The following is a 15,231-nucleotide window of genomic DNA, read 5'->3' on the forward strand; positions in this document are numbered from 1 at the left end:
GTCGGCGGCGGCGTCCAGCGCGACCGGGTCGACCCCGATCGCGGCCGCCGCGGCCAGCGAGGCCGCGACGAGTCCGGCCGTGTGCAGCCGGCCCCGGCAGAACTCCTCCAGGCCGGCCGCTCCGGTGATCCGCCCGGCCTTGACGGCGGCCTCGGCCCCGCCGGAGTGCGCGTGCCCTCCGGCGGGGAACCGGCCGTCGGCCAGGACGAGCAGTGCGGCGCGCGACATCAGAAGAGGAAGTAACGCTGGGCCATGGGCAGTTCGGCCGCCGGGGTCGCCTCGACGAGGTCGCCGTCGATGTGCACGGCGAAGCTGTCGGGGTCGATCCGCACGTCGGGCCGGGCGTCGTTCTCGCGCATGTCGGCCTTGGTGACCGCCCGCGTCGAGTCGATGGCCACGAACCGCTTGCCGAGCGAGAGCCGTTCCGGCAGCCCGTCCTCGATGGCGAGCGGCGCCACGAAGTTGAACGAGTTCGCGGCCGGGGCCCGTCCGATCGCCCCGAACATCGGCCGGGGCAGGATCGGCTGCGGCGTCGGGATGGACGCGTTGGCGTCACCCATCTGGGCGTACGCGATCATTCCGCCCTTGATGACGAGGTGCGGCTTGACCCCGAAGAACGCGGGCTCCCACAGCACCAGGTCGGCGAGCTTGCCGGTCTCGACGGAGCCGATCTCGCGCGCGAGGCCCTGCGCGAGCGCCGGGTTGATCGTGTATTTGGCGACATAGCGACGTACCCGGTGGTTGTCGGCCCCGCTGTCACCGGGCAGCGCGCCCCGGCGCCGCTTCATCACGTGCGCGGTCTGCCAGGTCCGCATGATCACCTCGCCGACCCGGCCCATGGCCTGGGAGTCGGAGGAGATGATCGAGATGGCGCCCAGGTCGTGCAGGATGTCCTCGGCGCCGATCGTGGAGGGCCGGATCCGGGACTCGGCGAAGGCGAGGTCCTCGGGCACCGCCGCGTTCAGGTGGTGGCACACCATCAGCATGTCGAGGTGTTCCTCGGCGGTGTTGACGGTGTAGGGGCGGGTCGGGTTGGTCGAGCTGGGCAGCACGTACGACTCGGAGACCACGGACATGATGTCCGGGGCGTGCCCGCCGCCCGCGCCCTCGGTGTGGTACGCGTGGATGCCGCGCCCGCCGATCGCGGCGAGGGTGTCGGCGACGAAGCCGGCCTCGTTGAGGGTGTCGGTGTGGATGGCGACCTGGATGCCCGTGCGGTCGGCCACCGTGAGGGCGGCGTCGATGGCGGCGGGCGTCGCCCCCCAGTCCTCGTGGATCTTCAGGCCGAGCGCGCCGCCGCGGATCTGCGACAGCATCGCGTCGTGCGAGACGGTGTTGCCCTTGCCGAGCAGACCGAAGTTGAGGGGGTAGCCCTCCATCGACTCCAGCATCCGGGCCAGGTGCCAGGGGCCGGGCGTCACGGTGGTCGCCTTGGAGCCCTCGGCGGGGCCCGTGCCGCCGCCGACGAGGGTGGTGATGCCGGAGGCCAGCGCCTCGTCGGCGATCTGCGGACAGATCAGGTGCACGTGCGCGTCGATGGCGCCGGCGGTCAGGATGCGCCCGTTGCCCGCGATGATCTCGGTCTCGGGGCCGATCACCAGGTCGGGGTGGACGCCGTCCATGGTGTCCGGGTTGCCGGCCTTGCCGATGCCGGTGATCCGGCCGTCGCGGATGCCGACGTCGGCCTTGACGATCCCCCAGTGGTCGACGATCACGACGCCGGTGACGACCGTGTCCGGGGTGCCGTCGGCGCGGGTGGCGCGCGACTGGCCCATGGACTCGCGGATGACCTTGCCGCCGCCGAAGACGGCCTCGTCACCGGCGAGTCCGGGGCCGCCCGAGCGGTCCTCCTCGATCTCGATCAGCAGGTCGGTATCGGCGAGGCGGATGCGGTCGCCGGTGGTGGGGCCGAACAGATCGGCGTACCGGGCACGGGAGATCTCAGGCATCGAGGGCACCTCCGGTCTCGCCGCGCAGTCCGGGCACCACGCGGGCGCCGGTGATCGGGACGAGTTCGACGTCGACGGGGATTCCGGGCTCGAAGCGCACGGCGGTGCCGGCGGCGACGTTGAGCCGCTTGCCGCGCGCGGCGTCGCGGTCGAAGTCCAGTCCGGGGTTGGCCTCGGCGAAGTGGTAGTGGGAGCCGACCTGGACGGGCCGGTCGGCGGCGTTCAGGACGGTCAGGCGGGTGACCTCGCGGCCCTCGTTGTAGCGGACGGGTCCGTCGGCGAAGAGGATCTCTCCGGGAATCATGGCGCTCGCTCCCCCGTCAGACGATCGGGTCGTGGACGGTGACGAGCTTGGTCCCGTCGGGGAAGGTCGCCTCGACCTGGACGTCGTGGATCATCTCGGGGATGCCTTCCATGACGTCGTCACGGGTGAGGATCTTGCGTCCGGAGGACATCAGCTCGGCGACGGTGCGGCCGTCCCGGGCGCCCTCCAGGATGTGCGAGGTGATCAGCGCGACGGCTTCGGGATGGTTCAGTCTCACGCCGCGGGCGCGGCGCTTCTCGGCCACGTCGGCCGCCACGTGGATCAGCAGCCTCTCCTGCTCGTGCGGGGTCAGTTGCACGGCTTCCCACCTCACAGTCTCGCTCCGGACCGTGCGGGGCCCGGGTGCCGCAGCCATCGCGACGAGATAGATGTAACACACCGACACTTGTCGCGTTCTTGTCGATTCCGGGCACAAGAACCCCTGGCGGCGTGGATCGGCAGGCTAGTTGGACGGAGTTTCAACTACGTTAACCAGCCCTTGATCCACTCATGACCGGTACCTGGGCGGGCCCTTACGCGGGACGGCGCGCTCCCCTCGCGTCGTCGCCTCCGGACAGGGACCGGCAGGCGGACCGCACCATCATGGCCGCCGGGTCACCCGGGACCCGGGTGCGACACCGGGGCGACGGCGGCCGACCGTATACGGGATGCGCGGGGTGCCAGGGCACGGACGGCGGGCGGTACGCGGACTCTGGGAGATGGGGTTGCTCAACCGGCGGGCGGTCAGGAGGCGTTGGGGCCCCGGTGCTCGGCGGCGATGCCGAAGCGCTGACGCTCGCGGGGCGCCGACGCCACGTCACGGACGCTGGACAGGGAGCTGATCACCGGCTCGTCGGCGGGATCGCGGAGTTCTTCGAGGCGTTCGAGGTCGGCGGCGGAGACGAGGGCGACGAGAGGCTTCCCGTGCCGCGTCACGACGACGCGCTCGCCGCCGTAGACGACACGGTTGATCAGCTCGGCCAGCTCGGCCCTGGCTTGGGTCACCGGAATCTCGTAGGCCATGAGCCCAGCTTAGACCGGTCGTACCGGCGTCCGCGGGGGCCGAGATCTTCCCGGACGGCGGCACGCGCCGTCCGGGGAATGGCTCTCCGCGGCCCTGACAAGGCCGTTTCGCTGTCAGCATGGACCTCTTCCCGGGTGACGTACGTCCTGTACATTTTTTACAGACGTCGATCCATCGACCGCGAGGAGGCGTGCCCATGCACCGCCCGTCCGCCCGCACCGTCCTGCCGGAGTTCAGCGAACGCACCAGCGCGGGACAGCGGACGCTGGATCCGTACGCGAAGCTGCTCGACGAGCGGATCGTGTCCCTGGGGACGCCCATCGACGACACGTCGGCGAACGACGTGATGGCGCGTTTGACCCTTCTCGAACACCACGACCCCGACCGGGACATCTCGCTGTACATCAACTCGCCCGGCGGATCGTTCGGCGCGATGGCGGCCGTCTACGACACGATGCGGTTCGTCTCCTGCGACGTGGAGACCGTCTGCCTGGGCCAGGCGGGGCCGGCCGCCGCCGTGCTGCTGGCCGCCGGGACGCCCGGCAAGCGGCTCGCCCTGCCGGGTGCGCGCGTCCTGCTCCACCAGCCCGCGGCCCCGGAGCCCGTACGGGGGCAGGCGAGCGATCTGCTCGTGCGCGCCGAGGAGTTGGCGCGCACCCGCGCGACGCTGGAGGAGATGCTCGTCCGGCACACCGGCCAGAGCGCCGAGCGGGTGACCGCGGACATCGAGCGGGGCCTGTTCCTCGACGCGCCGGCGGCCCGGGAGTACGGGCTGGTCGACCGGATCGTGCCGGGCCGCGGGGCGGCGTCCGGCGCACCCGGGGCGAGGTGAGCGGCGGATGATCCCCGACCTCCCTCCGCTGCCGGCACTGACCCACGCGGAGGCGGAGCTGATCGACCGCTATCTCGACGTCGTCGACCTGGTCGGCCGGATCAACCCGGCCCGGCCCGGCGACACCTACCGGGGGCTTCGCGCGGCACAGGCGCTGGTCGGCAAGGCGACGGCGCTGCGGGACGCGCTGGCGCTGATGCACCAGCGGGGCGAGAGCGAGGTGCACGCCCCGACCCTGGCCCAGGCGCTGCGGGTGCTGGACGGTGAGCGGCGGGCCGCTCGCGTCACGGTGCCGCCCGTGTCCGGCAGTTGAGGCGGCCGAGATCCGGGCCGGTGTGCGCCGCCGGGCCGGTTGTCCGGGCCGCGACTCAAACGCACCAGATGGTGGACCCCCCGATGGCGTAGAAATCGGGCCTTTCTCGAACCCCCTCGACTTGCGCAACACGGAGGTCAGAAAGGCGGAATGGGGGGTTCCGGTGCAGGTGCGGGCGTCGCCGGTCTCCCCAACACCCCGTCGAACAGAGGGGTGTCCACCCGAACGGGTGAGTGGTGAGTAAGCCCACAAAACACCGGTTCCGCTCGGATTTCCCGACGTTCATGGGTGAAGATCCCTTCCGACGACAAGCCCCCGCCGCAGCGGCGGGGCGATCCGGGCGGACGCCGAGTCCTGCCGCCGCCCGGATGACCGGTCGACAGAAGTGGATCGGCAGGAGTGGAGGACCCAGCACGACGGTCCGCCGGAGCGGTTTTCCGGGCGGACCTTGGGGTGAAGCCGCAGTAGCGGCCGGGCAACTTCGCCAGCCCGAATCCGACAGGTCATCCTTCACAGGCGGCTGACGAAGGGTTGCGCATGACTGCGCTCAATCGTGTCCCGTCGCTGTGGACCAGGGCCGGTACGGCCTCGGCCCTCACCATCGCCGCCGTCGGCGGCAGCCTCGTGGTCCCCGGTGTCGCACCCGACGCCCAGGCGGCCACGACCGCGACGAAGGCACTCCAGGTCGCGGCCTCGAAGCACGGCGCCCCGTACAAGTACGGTGCCACGGGACCGCACCGCTTCGACTGCTCCGGGCTCACGCTCTACTCGTACAAGAAGGCGGGCAAGAAGCTGCCTCGTACGGCCGCGGCGCAGTACAACAAGACGCACCACGTCTCCGCATCGAGCCGCAAGGCGGGGGACCTCGTGTTCTTCCACTCGGGCCGGAGCGTTTACCACGTCGGCATCTACGCCGGGAAGGGAAAGATCTGGCACTCCCCGAAGACCGGGGAAGTGGTGAAGCTCCAGAAGATCTGGACGAAGAGCGTCTGGTACGGCCGGGTGAGCTGACCTGTCCCGGGGCGGCGCCGACCGCCGCCCCGGGAAGACTCCCGCCCGCTCGGCCGGTCGGCGCCCTCCGCGCCATCCCGGGATCACTCCGGGGCGCCCGGGGAGCACTCCGGCCGGCCCATGCGGTCGGCGCCTCGCTCCGCCCACCCTGTGGCTGCCCCTCAGCCCCTCAGCGGCTCCAGGAGCAGCAGGACGCCGAGGGCGGTGAGTGCGCCGCCCGTGGCCGCGCCCATGGCGTGGGCGGTGCGGGGGCGGCGCGGCCGGGGGCCCCGGCGGTCCACCAGCAATGCGACCGCCGGGAACCACAGCGGGGCCGGCCCCGCCACGGTCAGGGCCAGGAGCGGTGTCCGGGGCATCGCCGGGCTGCCCGCCGGGACGAACTGCGGCAGCGGGCTCAGGAAGGTGATCGGTGCCTTCGGGTTGAGGGCGTTGGTCACGAAGCCCTGCCGCAGCGGCCGGCCGGCCGTCCTGCGGGCTGTCGCAGGACGGCGGGACGTGGGGCGGTAGGGCGTGGAACTCGGGTGGGGCTACGACTCGGGTGGTCCTCCGGCCGCGATGGGCTGGGCCGCCGGCGTCCAGGGCAGTTCGATGAAGACCGTCTTGCCGCCCTCGCGGGTCGGGCGCACTCCGAGCCGGCCTCCGCATTCCTTGGCGAGCCAGCGGATGATCACCATGCCACGGCCATTGTCCTGCTGGACCGCCGCGGGCAGTCGCTTCGGGAAGCGCGGGTGGCTGTCGGTGACGCCGATCAGCAGACGCTCCTCCCGGTCGAGACGGACGTCGACCGTGAAGGTGGGCGACTGCCCGAAGGTGTGCTGAACGGCGTTGGTGGCCAGTTCGGAGACGATCAGACGGACCGTCTCGGCGATCTCCGCGTCGCCCGGCAGGCCCCATTCGGCCAGTACTTCCGCGACGAATTTCCGGGCCACGGAAACCGAGACGGCCTCGCTCGGCAGAGTGACGGCTGCTTCCTGGTGATCTGCCATGGCGACGTCGTCCCTTTCCCACGGGACCGGCGTCCGACACGGAGCGGATGGTTCGAGTACGGTCCCGGACTGGTGCTTGCGCCAGACTGCCATCACCGGGCCGGTCACGGGTGCGATCCACCGAGTAATGCATATATCTGTCGCTCGATGCGGTGAACTCTGCGTCGGCAGAGCGTATTCGGGCGGTTTGGGAGGAGTAAGGAGAACGACCATGCAGCACGGTCCCGCGGTGCGCCGCCGCAAGCTCGGCGCCGAGCTGCGCGCGCTGCGCACGGGCACCGGCCTGACGAGCGGCCAGGCGGCCCGGCTGCTCGGCTGGCACCAGTCGAAGGTGAGCCGCATCGAGACCGGCACCAGCGGGGTGAAACCGGCCGACGTGGAGCGGCTGTTGGACGCCTACGGTGTGGCGGACGCCGAACTGCGCGAGCTGCTGGTCGTGTTGGCGGGGGCGGAGGGCAACGGCCGGCACCACTGGTGGCACGCCTACCGCGGAGTGCTGCCGCCCGCGTACCGCGACTTCATCAGCCTGGAGTCGGAGGCGAGCGTGATGCGCACCCTGGAAACGTCCGTCGTACCGGGGCTGTTGCAGACGCCCGAGTACGCGCGCGCGGTGACACGGGCCGCCGTGGACGGGCTGGCGGAGAGTGAGCTGGACACACTGGTCGAGGTGCGGCTCGCCCGGCAGGACGTCCTGACCGCCGATCGCCCGCTGGAGCTGTGCGCCGTGCTCGACGAGGCGGTGCTGCGGCGGGAGGTGGGCGGCCCCGAGGTGATGGCCCGTCAACTGCGCCGGCTGCGCGAGGCGGCGGCGCTGCCCCAAGTCCGGCTCCAGGTACTCCCGTTCAGCGCCGGGGCGCACATCGGGATCACCGGACCTTTCGTTGTCTTCTCTTTTTCGAACACAACTGATCTGGATGTGGTTGTTCTAGACCACTTGACGAGTAGCCTCTATCTCGAACGGAAAGAAGACCTTCAGGCCTATACGGAGGCCTTCGACACCCTTCGGTTCCACGCCCTTTCGCCCGAGGACTCGTTGGACTACATCGCCGGGATAAGTGACGGCGCGTAAGGAGGCACCCCCATGTCTGCATCGCCTCGGAACGTACCCCCCAGCACTCCCCCCTCTTCCATCCCTTCCACCCCTCCAAGTACTCGCGTTACCTCAAGTGCTTCACTGCGCGACAGTGCTTCACTGCGCGACGTGCGATGGCTGCGCAGCAGCCGCAGCACGGGAATGAACAACTGCGTCGAGACGGCGCGCCCCGGCTCCGGCCCGTGGTCCGGGACGGTCGCGGTTCGCGATTCGAAGAACCCGGCGGGCTCCGCCCTGCTGTTCGCCCCTGCCGCCTGGGAGGGGTTCCTCACCGGCCTGGTCTGACCCGGGACCGGTTCACCGGTTGCTGCTGATCACGTCCACCGCGCGCCCGATCTGCTCCTCGGTGAGGTCCGCGCGGGCCGTCAGCCGCAGCCTCGACACACCGTCGGGCACCGACGGGGGACGGAAGCAGCCGACGGCGAGGCCCGCCTCGCGGCAGTCGGCGGCCCACTTCAGGGCCCGTTCGGGGGACGGTGCCCGCACGGAGACGACGGCGGCGTCCGGTCGTACCGCCGACAGGCCCTCGGCGGTCAGCCGGGTGTGCAGCTCCGTGGCCACCGCGCGCGCCCGCGCCGCACGCTCCGGTTCGCGGCGCAGCAGCCGCAGCGCGGCCAGGGCCGCCCCCGCCGCGGCCGGCGCGAGCCCGGTGTCGAAGATGAAGGTGCGTGCCGCGTTGACGAGGTGGTCGATGACCGCCGCCGGGCCGAGGACCGCGCCGCCCTGGCTTCCCAGCGACTTGGACAGCGTGACCGTCACGACGACGTCCGGGTCCCCCGCGAGTCCCGCCGCGTGCGGCGCGCCCCGGCCACCGGCGCCGAGGACACCGAGCCCGTGCGCGTCGTCGAGGATCAGCCCGGCCCCGTACTCCCGGCAGGCGAGGGCGAGTTCGGCGAGCGGTGCCGCGTCGCCGTCGACCGAGAAGACGGTGTCCGAGACGGCGACGGCCAGTCCCTCGTGGATGCCGAGCGCCTTGCGCACACCGGCCGGGTCCGCGTGCCCGACGACCTGGACGCTCCCCCGGGCGAGCCGGCAGCCGTCGATCAGCGAGGCGTGGTTGCCCGCGTCCGAGACGAGCAGCGAGCCGTGCGGGGCGAGGGCGGTGACGGCGGCGAGGTTGGCCGCGTAGCCGGAGGACAGCACGAGCGCGGACTCGAAGCCGCAGAAATCGGCGAGTTCGCGTTCGAGTTCGGTGTGGAGTTCGGTGGTGCCGGTGACCAGCCGGGAGCCGGTCGCGCCGCCGCCCCAGGTGCGCGCCGCGTCCGCCGCGGCTGCCGTGACCAGCGGGTGGCGGGCCAGTCCGAGGTAGTCGTTGCTCGCGAGATCGAGCAGCGGCGAGTCGGCGGGGCGCGGGCGCAGGGTCCGTACGAGCCCGGCCGCCCGGCGCGCCGCGGCCTGCTCCTCGATCCAGCCGAACGCCATGTGTCCCTCCGGACCCTCGTGACGGGTGTTCTGTAGGCAGTGCTGCGCAGACAGTGCTGCGCAGGCAGTGCATTGTCGGCAGTGCTGTGCAGACAGTGCATTGTCGGCAGTGTTTTGTAGGCAGTGCACAGACCCTAGCGGCCGGACCAGCCGCCCAGGATGTGGCAATACCCACACGTCGAACCCCGTCTGTTGTCCGATCTCTCCTTGGCCGGGGGCGGTCGTATACGCCAGGATCGGGCCTCATGGACCTGCTGAACACGCTGGTGGACAAGGGGCTTCGGCGCGAGCTGCCGACCCGCGAGGAGGCGCTGGCCGTACTGGCCACGTCCGACGACGACGTGCTCGACGTGGTGGCCGCGGCCGGCCGGGTGCGCCGGCACTGGTTCGGGCGACGGGTGAAACTGAACTACCTCGTCAACCTGAAGTCGGGCCTGTGCCCGGAGGACTGCTCGTACTGCTCGCAGCGTCTCGGTTCGCAGGCCGGGATCCTGAAGTACACCTGGCTGAAGCCCGACGAGGCCTCGCGCGCCGCCGCGGCGGGGCTGGCCGGAGGCGCCAAGCGGGTGTGTCTGGTGGCCAGCGGGCGCGGCCCGACGGACCGGGACGTGGAGCGGGTCTCCGACACCATCAAGGCCATCAAGGACCAGAACCAGAACGTCGAGGTGTGCGCCTGCCTCGGGCTGCTCTCCGACGGCCAGGCCGAGCGGCTGCGCGAGGCCGGCGCGGACGCGTACAACCACAACCTGAACACGTCCGAGGCGACGTACGGGGAGATCACGACCACCCACACGTACGCCGACCGGGTCGACACCGTCCAGAAGGCGCACGCGGCGGGGCTGTCCGCCTGCTCGGGCCTGATCGCGGGCATGGGCGAGACGGACGAGGACCTCGTCGACGTCGTGTACGCGCTCCGTGAGCTGGACCCGGACTCCGTGCCGGTGAACTTCCTGATCCCGTTCGAGGGCACCCCGCTCGCCAAGGAGTGGAACCTCACCCCGCAGCGGTGCCTGCGCATCCTCGCCATGGTCCGGTTCGTCTGCCCGGACGCAGAGGTGCGGATCGCCGGTGGCCGCGAGGTGCATCTGCGCACCCTCCAGCCCCTCGCCCTGCACCTCGCCAACTCGATCTTCCTCGGTGACTACCTCACCAGCGAGGGCCAGGCGGGCAAGGCCGACCTGGAGATGATCGCGGACGCCGGTTTCGAAGTGGAGAACGCCGGCGAGGTGACGCTGCCCGAGCACCGCGCCACGGCGGGCGGCTGCGGGTCGCACTCCCCGGCCGGGGACACGGCGGGAGAGGGCGCCGGGTGCGGGGCGCACGCCGAGGCGGCCGGCTGCGGTTCGCACGCGGGCGGCGGTTGCGGCTCCCATGAGGGCGGCGGGGTGTGCGGGTCGGTGCCAACGGCTGCGGTCGAGGCGGCACCGGCACCGGCCACCGGGGCGCAGGTCGCTGGGACACGGGCGACACCGGAGCAGACCGCGGCGGCGCAGGCCGCGAGGGCGGAGAGGGAGACGACGGCGGAGAAGGAGGCGACGGCGGAGAAGGCCGGCGCCCGGACGGTGCCCGCGGGCGCCCGGACCGACCTCGTCGCCGTCCGCCGCCGTGGCGCCGGAACGGACCTCGCGCCCAATGCCTGAGCTGTCCGTGCCGGACCTGGCTGCGTCTGACCTGGCTGCGTCTGACCTGCCTGTGCCGGACCTGTCGGCGCCTGACCTGCCGGTGCCGGGCCGGGCTGCGTCTGACCTGTCTGCGCCGGACCTGTCCGTGCGCGAGCTGCTCGACCTCGACCGGCGGCATGTCTGGCATCCGTACGGGCCGATGCCCGGCCGGCAGGAACCGCTGGTCGTGGAGTCGGCGAGCGGGGTACGGCTGCGGCTGGCCGGCGGTCCGGACGAGTTGGTCGACGGCATGTCGTCCTGGTGGTCGGCGATCCACGGCTACAACCACCCGGTCCTCAACGAGGCGGCGCGCGGCCAGCTCGACCGGATGAGCCATGTGATGTTCGGCGGGCTCACCCACGAGCCCGCCGTCCGGCTCGCCAAGCTGCTGGCCGACATCACGCCGGAGGGTCTGGAGCACGTCTTCCTCGCCGACTCCGGGTCGGTCTCCGTCGAGGTCGCCGTCAAGATGTGCCTCCAGTACTGGCGTTCGCTCGGCCGCCCGGCCAAGCACCGGCTGCTGACCTGGCGGGGCGGCTACCACGGCGACACCTGGCAGCCCATGTCGGTGTGCGACCCCGAGGGCGGGATGCACGAGCTGTGGCAGGGCGTGCTCCACCGCCAGGTGTTCGCCGAGGCGCCCCCGACGGAGTACGACGAGTCCTACGCCGGCCGGCTGCGCGAGCTGATCGGCGCGCACGCGCACGAACTGGCCGCGGTGATCGTGGAGCCGGTGGTGCAGGGCGCGGGCGGGATGCGGTTCCACTCCCCCGCGTATCTGCGGGTGCTGCGGGAGGCGTGCGACGAGCACGGGGTGCTGCTGGTCTTCGACGAGATCGCGACCGGTTTCGGGCGGACGGGCGAACTGTTCGCGGCGGACCACGCGGGCGTGGCACCGGACGTGATGTGTGTCGGCAAGGCGCTGACCGGCGGCTATCTGACGATGGCGGCGACGCTGTGCACCGCGCGGGTGGCCGAGGGCATCTCGCGCGGCGAGGTTCCGGTGCTGGCGCACGGCCCGACCTTCATGGGCAACCCGCTGGCCTCGGCGGTGGCGTGCGCGTCGGTCGGCCTGCTGCTCGGCCAGGACTGGCGCGCCGAGGTGAAGCGGATCGAGGCGGGCCTGCGGGAGGGCCTCGCGGAGGCCGTCACCCTGCCGGGTGTACGGGATGTCCGTGTGCTCGGCGCGATCGGAGTCGTCCAGCTCGACCACGAGGTGGACATGAGGGCGGCGACGGCTGCCGCCGTGCGCGAGGGCGTGTGGCTGCGGCCGTTCCGCGACCTCGTCTACACGATGCCGCCGTACGTGACGGGTGACAGGGACGTCGAACGGATCGCGCGCGCCGTGTGCGCGGCGGCGCGGGAGGGCTGAGATGCCGGTACTGGTGATCACGGGAACGGGCACGGAGGTCGGCAAGACGGTCGTCACGGCGGCCGTCGCCGCCACGGCGCTCGCGGCGGGGCGGTCGGTGGCCGTCCTCAAGCCCGCGCAGACCGGCGTGGGCCCGCAAGAGCGGGGCGACGCCGACGAGGCGGCGCGGCTGGCGGGCGCGGTCACGACGCTCGAACTCGGCCGCTATCCGGAGCCGTTGGCCCCGGCCACCGCCGCCCGGCGGGCCGGCCTCGCGCCGGTACCGCCGCGCGATGTCGCCGAGGCCGCGGCCAAGCTGGCGACCGAGCACGACCTGGTGCTCGTCGAGGGCGCGGGCGGTCTGCTCGTCCGCTTCGACGACGCGGACGGAACCCTGGCGGACGCGGCCCGGCTGCTCGACGCGCCCGTGCTGGTCGTCACGTCCGCCGGCCTCGGCACGCTCAACGCGACGGAGCTGACGGCCCGTGAACTGCGTTCCCGTGAGCTGGAGTTCGCGGGGATCGTCATCGGGAGCTGGCCGGCCGCGCCGGACCTGGCGATGCGCTGCAACCTGGCGGATCTGCCGGCCGTGTGCGGTGCTCCGCTGCTGGGCGCGGTCCCGGCGGGAGCGGGCGCGGTGGCACCGGCCGACTTCCGTGCGGGGGCGCCGGGTTGGCTGGACCCCCGGCTCGGCGGACGCTGGAACGCCGACGCCTTCGCGGACGCCAACAAGGCCTGAGTCCCGCCGGACGGACCACCGGCGGCGCACCCGTGGAGTTCGCGCGGGAGCGGACCTCCCTACTCGGGAGCCGACCTCCCTACTTGGCCGACAAAGGGCTGCCGCTGCCCACCTCGCACCGCGCCCTCGGCACGGCGTTCCGACCGGCGGACTACGGCGTCTCAGATGTGCGGCTCGGGAGGAAAGCCCGTCCAGCGCAGCTCGGTCGGAAGGTGCCGCATGTCGTTGGAGACGAGGAGCGTGGCGGGCCGGCCGGGCGCGTAGCGGATGACGGTGAGGGCGGCGTTGGCGTGGTTGAGGCCGAGCCACCGCCACTTCGGGGCGTACATGGCGTCCCGGACGAACCAGGCGACGAGGAAGTTGTGGGTGACGACGAGATCGTGCCGGTCTTCCGCACCCTCCACCGGGCCGCTGAACAGCTCCATCGCCTGCCGGGCCAGCTCGGGTCCGCGCCCGCGCTCCTCTTCGGTGGTGCCGGCGAGGAACCGCAGGTAGAAGTCCGCCGATTCGGCGGGGAGTTCGTCGCGTTCCGGTAGGTGGGGTGCGTAGTCGCCGGCTGCCTCCGAGACGTGTGGCGGGGCGGCGCTCTTGAGCTGGTCGGCGATCAGGCGGGCGGTCTGTTCGGCCCTGGGCAGCGGGCCGTGGTGGACCGCGCTGAACGGGATGTCGCGGAGGCGTTCGCCGAGCAGAGTGGCCTGCCGCCGGCCGGCGTCGGTCAGCCCACTCTCGTCCGCCGTCGCCTCGCCGTGCCGTACGAGGTAGAGGTATCGAGTGGCCGTGCCGGTCATCTCAAGCTCCTTCGGGGCCCGTTGGCGATCTTGTGCACCCACGGACGCTCCGCGCTCGGGTACCGGTTCCGCCACGCGCCGATGGGCGGCGCTCCACCCGGAGGGGAAGGCCCGGCCGGCGTCCCGCTAGAGGCTCCAGCGGCGCAGTTCGTGGGCGATGTCGTGCACGGTGGTGTCGCCGTTCTTCACCAGGCGGGCCAGCTCCCTCACCTGTTCGGGGGAGGTGACGACCTTCAGTCCGCTGGCGACCAGGTAGGCGTACGCGACGGCGGAGGCGAACATCGCGTTCGACCGTTCGAGTGCCGGGACGTGCAGGAGGAGCTGGAGCAGCGCGGCGGCACGGGCGTGCGGGCTGTCGTAGACGGGGATACCGAAGATCTCCGCCTCGTGCCGGCTGACGGCGGCGACGAGGGCTCCCCAGTCGGTGACCTGGGGATCTCCGGGTGTCTTCTGTTCGGCGATCATGAGGAGCCAGGCAAGGTCGACTCTGAGACTGCTCAAGGGATCAACGACGACCTTCGCGGGTGCCTTCACGGTCCGGGCCGAACTCCTCGGCGAACACGGACTCGTACTGCTTCATGAAATCGGCGGCGGCCTCCACGAAGGTGTGGCCCACCTCGCCGGTGTCCTGCCGGACCAGTTCCTCGATGTAGCGGTTCACGCTCATACCCCGCTCCAGGGCTCGCTCACGGGCGGCTCGGGCCGTGCCCTCGTCCACCCGGACGTTCAGTTGCGTCTTCGCCATCCTTCGAAGCTAGCGCGGAACCGCTAGCACCGGCAAGAGGGCCAGCCCGGACGGCAGGGTGGAGAAGGCCGGTGGAGAGTGCCCCTTACATCCGTGCCGGAGGCGCGACCTGGGATGGAGGGCATCCGGCACTCAAGGGGGATACCGGCTGTGCCCCCGGTCACACTACGCTCGGGCGCGACAGGGGCACGACGCGCATGACGAGGGAATCCGGACGTCGAACACGGAGGAGGCGGCCTTGTCCACAGCGGCTGCGGAGCAGGCACCTGGCCGCGCGGAGGGGGACGGGATCGCCGCCCGCGCCCGCGCTCTGACGAAGGCGTACGGATCGGGTGAGACGGCGGTGCTCGCTCTCGACTCGGTCGACGTGGACATCGCGCGCGGCCGGTTCACGGCGGTGATGGGGCCCTCCGGCTCGGGGAAGTCCACGCTGATGCACTGTCTGGCTGGGCTCGACACCGTCTCGGCCGGTCAGGTCTGGCTCGGCGACACGGAGATCACCGGTCTGAAGGACCGTGAGCTGACGCGGCTGCGGCGGGACCGGATCGGCTTCATGTTCCAGTCGTTCAACCTGATCCCGACGCTGAACGCCGCCGAGAACATCACGCTGCCCATGGACATCGCGGGCCAGAAGCCCGACCGGCAGTGGCTCGACCAGGTCATCGACACGCTGGGGCTGCGGGACCGGCTGAAGCACCGGCCCGCCCAGCTCTCCGGCGGCCAGCAGCAGCGGGTCGCGTGTGCGCGGGCGCTCGCCTCGCGGCCCGAGCTGATCTTCGCCGACGAGCCGACCGGCAACCTGGACTCCCGTGCCGGTCTCGAGGTCCTCGGCTTCCTGCGCGAGGCCGTGGACGAACTGGGCCAGACCGTCGTCATGGTCACCCACGACCCGGGCGCCGCGGCCCACTCCGACCTGGTGCTCTTCCTCGCGGACGGCCGCATCGTGGACGAGACGGAAAGGCCCACGGCGGAAGCGGTGCTGGAACGGATGAAGCGGTTCGACACGGTCCGGG

The 15,231-nt window shown here is 71.9% G+C and carries 17 protein-coding genes, 3 pseudogenes and 1 riboswitch; of the genes and pseudogenes, 9 read left to right on the forward strand and 11 right to left on the reverse strand.

Annotated elements, in window-relative coordinates:
• The 5 genes and pseudogenes from AB0912_RS31815 to AB0912_RS31835 all read right to left on the reverse strand — a co-directional run.
• Positions 1-228 (reverse strand): annotated as a pseudogene (locus AB0912_RS31815) (urease accessory protein UreF); the annotation flags it as partial.
• On the reverse strand, positions 228-1,949 hold the full coding sequence (locus AB0912_RS31820; RefSeq protein WP_366706023.1) for an urease subunit alpha: 1,722 nt from the start codon (positions 1,947-1,949) through the stop codon (positions 228-230). The gene AB0912_RS31820 and the pseudogene AB0912_RS31815, both read right to left, overlap by 1 nt.
• Positions 1,942-2,253, reverse strand: coding sequence for an urease subunit beta (locus tag AB0912_RS31825; protein WP_366706025.1), 312 nt, complete (start codon positions 2,251-2,253; stop codon positions 1,942-1,944). The genes AB0912_RS31820 and AB0912_RS31825 overlap by 8 nt, the downstream gene beginning before the upstream one ends.
• A 16-nt stretch (positions 2,254-2,269) precedes the next feature.
• Positions 2,270-2,572 (reverse strand): urease subunit gamma, encoded by a 303-nt coding sequence (locus AB0912_RS31830; RefSeq protein ID WP_356801478.1) that lies wholly within the window; start codon positions 2,570-2,572, stop codon positions 2,270-2,272.
• 425 nt (positions 2,573-2,997) lie between these two features.
• Positions 2,998-3,276 (reverse strand): type II toxin-antitoxin system Phd/YefM family antitoxin, encoded by a 279-nt coding sequence (locus AB0912_RS31835; RefSeq protein WP_366706027.1) that lies wholly within the window; start codon positions 3,274-3,276, stop codon positions 2,998-3,000.
• 197 nt (positions 3,277-3,473) lie between these two features.
• Between AB0912_RS31835 and AB0912_RS31840 the strand changes: the two genes are divergently transcribed.
• The 3 genes from AB0912_RS31840 (at position 3,474) to AB0912_RS31850 (ending at position 5,433) form a co-directional block, all read left to right on the forward strand.
• The gene (locus tag AB0912_RS31840; protein WP_366706029.1) at positions 3,474-4,109 is read left to right on the forward strand and encodes an ATP-dependent Clp protease proteolytic subunit; all 636 of its coding nucleotides are present in this window, start codon (positions 3,474-3,476) and stop codon (positions 4,107-4,109) included.
• 7 nt (positions 4,110-4,116) lie between these two features.
• Positions 4,117-4,422, forward strand: coding sequence for a hypothetical protein (locus AB0912_RS31845; protein ID WP_366706031.1), 306 nt, complete (start codon positions 4,117-4,119; stop codon positions 4,420-4,422).
• Between the two features lie 335 nt (positions 4,423-4,757).
• Positions 4,758-4,956: riboswitch (cyclic di-AMP (ydaO/yuaA leader) on the forward strand.
• A 3-nt stretch (positions 4,957-4,959) separates the two neighbouring features.
• Entirely contained in the window at positions 4,960-5,433 is a 474-nt protein-coding gene (locus AB0912_RS31850) for a C40 family peptidase (protein ID WP_366706033.1), read from the forward strand.
• Between the two features lie 161 nt (positions 5,434-5,594).
• Here the strand turns inward: AB0912_RS31850 and AB0912_RS31855 are convergent.
• Together AB0912_RS31855 and AB0912_RS31860 are read right to left on the reverse strand one after the other, a co-directional pair.
• Positions 5,595-5,915, reverse strand: a pseudogene (locus tag AB0912_RS31855) (LysE family transporter); the annotation flags it as partial.
• Positions 5,916-5,960: 45 nt separating this feature from the next.
• Positions 5,961-6,419 carry an ATP-binding protein gene (locus AB0912_RS31860; RefSeq protein WP_366706035.1) on the reverse strand — a complete coding sequence of 153 codons (459 nt, stop codon included), beginning with the start codon at positions 6,417-6,419 and terminating at the stop codon, positions 5,961-5,963.
• A gap of 211 nt (positions 6,420-6,630) precedes the next feature.
• Between AB0912_RS31860 and AB0912_RS31865 the strand changes: the two genes are divergently transcribed.
• Together AB0912_RS31865 and AB0912_RS31870 are read left to right on the forward strand one after the other, a co-directional pair.
• On the forward strand, positions 6,631-7,488 hold the full coding sequence (locus tag AB0912_RS31865) for a helix-turn-helix transcriptional regulator (RefSeq protein ID WP_366706037.1): 858 nt from the start codon (positions 6,631-6,633) through the stop codon (positions 7,486-7,488).
• A 105-nt stretch (positions 7,489-7,593) separates the two neighbouring features.
• Positions 7,594-7,797 carry a DUF397 domain-containing protein gene (locus AB0912_RS31870; RefSeq protein ID WP_366706079.1) on the forward strand — a complete coding sequence of 68 codons (204 nt, stop codon included), beginning with the start codon at positions 7,594-7,596 and terminating at the stop codon, positions 7,795-7,797.
• Between the two features lie 12 nt (positions 7,798-7,809).
• Here AB0912_RS31870 and AB0912_RS31875 read toward each other — a convergent pair whose 3' ends face one another.
• Positions 7,810-8,934 carry an 8-amino-7-oxononanoate synthase gene (locus AB0912_RS31875; RefSeq protein ID WP_366706039.1) on the reverse strand — a complete coding sequence of 375 codons (1,125 nt, stop codon included), beginning with the start codon at positions 8,932-8,934 and terminating at the stop codon, positions 7,810-7,812.
• A gap of 245 nt (positions 8,935-9,179) precedes the next feature.
• On the opposite strand from AB0912_RS31875, the gene bioB reads away from it, so the two are divergent.
• The 3 genes from bioB (at position 9,180) to bioD (ending at position 12,685) form a co-directional block, all read left to right on the forward strand.
• On the forward strand, positions 9,180-10,574 hold the full coding sequence (gene bioB / locus AB0912_RS31880; protein WP_366706041.1) for a biotin synthase BioB: 1,395 nt from the start codon (positions 9,180-9,182) through the stop codon (positions 10,572-10,574).
• Between the two features lie 106 nt (positions 10,575-10,680).
• Positions 10,681-11,967: an adenosylmethionine--8-amino-7-oxononanoate transaminase gene (locus AB0912_RS31885; protein WP_366706081.1), complete on the forward strand. Its 1,287-nt coding sequence runs from the start codon at positions 10,681-10,683 to the stop codon at positions 11,965-11,967.
• A 1-nt stretch (position 11,968) separates the two neighbouring features.
• Positions 11,969-12,685 carry a dethiobiotin synthase gene (gene bioD / locus AB0912_RS31890; protein WP_366706043.1) on the forward strand — a complete coding sequence of 239 codons (717 nt, stop codon included), beginning with the start codon at positions 11,969-11,971 and terminating at the stop codon, positions 12,683-12,685.
• Positions 12,686-12,846: 161 nt separating this feature from the next.
• Here the strand turns inward: bioD and AB0912_RS31895 are convergent, their stop codons facing one another.
• The 3 genes from AB0912_RS31895 to AB0912_RS31905 form a co-directional block, all read right to left on the reverse strand.
• Positions 12,847-13,473 carry a histidine phosphatase family protein gene (locus AB0912_RS31895; RefSeq protein ID WP_366706045.1) on the reverse strand — a complete coding sequence of 209 codons (627 nt, stop codon included), beginning with the start codon at positions 13,471-13,473 and terminating at the stop codon, positions 12,847-12,849.
• 126 nt (positions 13,474-13,599) lie between these two features.
• The gene (locus AB0912_RS31900) at positions 13,600-13,974 is read right to left on the reverse strand and encodes a fic family toxin-antitoxin system, toxin component (RefSeq protein ID WP_366706047.1); all 375 of its coding nucleotides are present in this window, start codon (positions 13,972-13,974) and stop codon (positions 13,600-13,602) included.
• Positions 13,975-13,978: 4 nt separating this feature from the next.
• A complete protein-coding gene (locus tag AB0912_RS31905) occupies positions 13,979-14,218 on the reverse strand; it encodes a toxin-antitoxin system HicB family antitoxin (protein WP_365870579.1) in 240 nt (79 codons plus the stop codon).
• 238 nt (positions 14,219-14,456) lie between these two features.
• On the opposite strand from AB0912_RS31905, the pseudogene AB0912_RS31910 reads away from it, so the two are divergent.
• Positions 14,457-15,230 (forward strand): annotated as a pseudogene (locus tag AB0912_RS31910) (ABC transporter ATP-binding protein); the annotation flags it as partial.
• Position 15,231 lies beyond the last annotated feature (1 nt).

Source organism: Streptomyces sp. NPDC007084 (assembly GCF_040703595.1).
In the GTDB taxonomy this organism is placed as follows: Bacteria; Actinomycetota; Actinomycetes; order Streptomycetales; family Streptomycetaceae; genus Streptomyces.

Excerpts from the sequence above, each read along its gene's own strand:
- AB0912_RS31895 (WP_366706045.1), bottom strand. The coding sequence starts at position 13,473 with ATGACCGGCACGGCCACTCGATACCTCTACCTCGTACGGCACGGCGAG.
- bioB (WP_366706041.1), top strand. The coding sequence starts at position 9,180 with ATGGACCTGCTGAACACGCTGGTGGACAAGGGGCTTCGGCGCGAGCTG.
- AB0912_RS31845 (WP_366706031.1), top strand. The coding sequence starts at position 4,117 with ATGATCCCCGACCTCCCTCCGCTGCCGGCACTGACCCACGCGGAGGCG.
- AB0912_RS31820 (WP_366706023.1), bottom strand. The coding sequence starts at position 1,949 with ATGCCTGAGATCTCCCGTGCCCGGTACGCCGATCTGTTCGGCCCCACC.
- AB0912_RS31865 (WP_366706037.1), top strand. The coding sequence starts at position 6,631 with ATGCAGCACGGTCCCGCGGTGCGCCGCCGCAAGCTCGGCGCCGAGCTG.
- AB0912_RS31850 (WP_366706033.1), top strand. The coding sequence starts at position 4,960 with ATGACTGCGCTCAATCGTGTCCCGTCGCTGTGGACCAGGGCCGGTACG.
- AB0912_RS31825 (WP_366706025.1), bottom strand. The coding sequence starts at position 2,253 with ATGATTCCCGGAGAGATCCTCTTCGCCGACGGACCCGTCCGCTACAAC.
- AB0912_RS31835 (WP_366706027.1), bottom strand. The coding sequence starts at position 3,276 with ATGGCCTACGAGATTCCGGTGACCCAAGCCAGGGCCGAGCTGGCCGAG.
- AB0912_RS31905 (WP_365870579.1), bottom strand. The coding sequence starts at position 14,218 with ATGGCGAAGACGCAACTGAACGTCCGGGTGGACGAGGGCACGGCCCGA.
- AB0912_RS31840 (WP_366706029.1), top strand. The coding sequence starts at position 3,474 with ATGCACCGCCCGTCCGCCCGCACCGTCCTGCCGGAGTTCAGCGAACGC.
- AB0912_RS31860 (WP_366706035.1), bottom strand. The coding sequence starts at position 6,419 with ATGGCAGATCACCAGGAAGCAGCCGTCACTCTGCCGAGCGAGGCCGTC.
- AB0912_RS31875 (WP_366706039.1), bottom strand. The coding sequence starts at position 8,934 with ATGGCGTTCGGCTGGATCGAGGAGCAGGCCGCGGCGCGCCGGGCGGCC.
- bioD (WP_366706043.1), top strand. The coding sequence starts at position 11,969 with ATGCCGGTACTGGTGATCACGGGAACGGGCACGGAGGTCGGCAAGACG.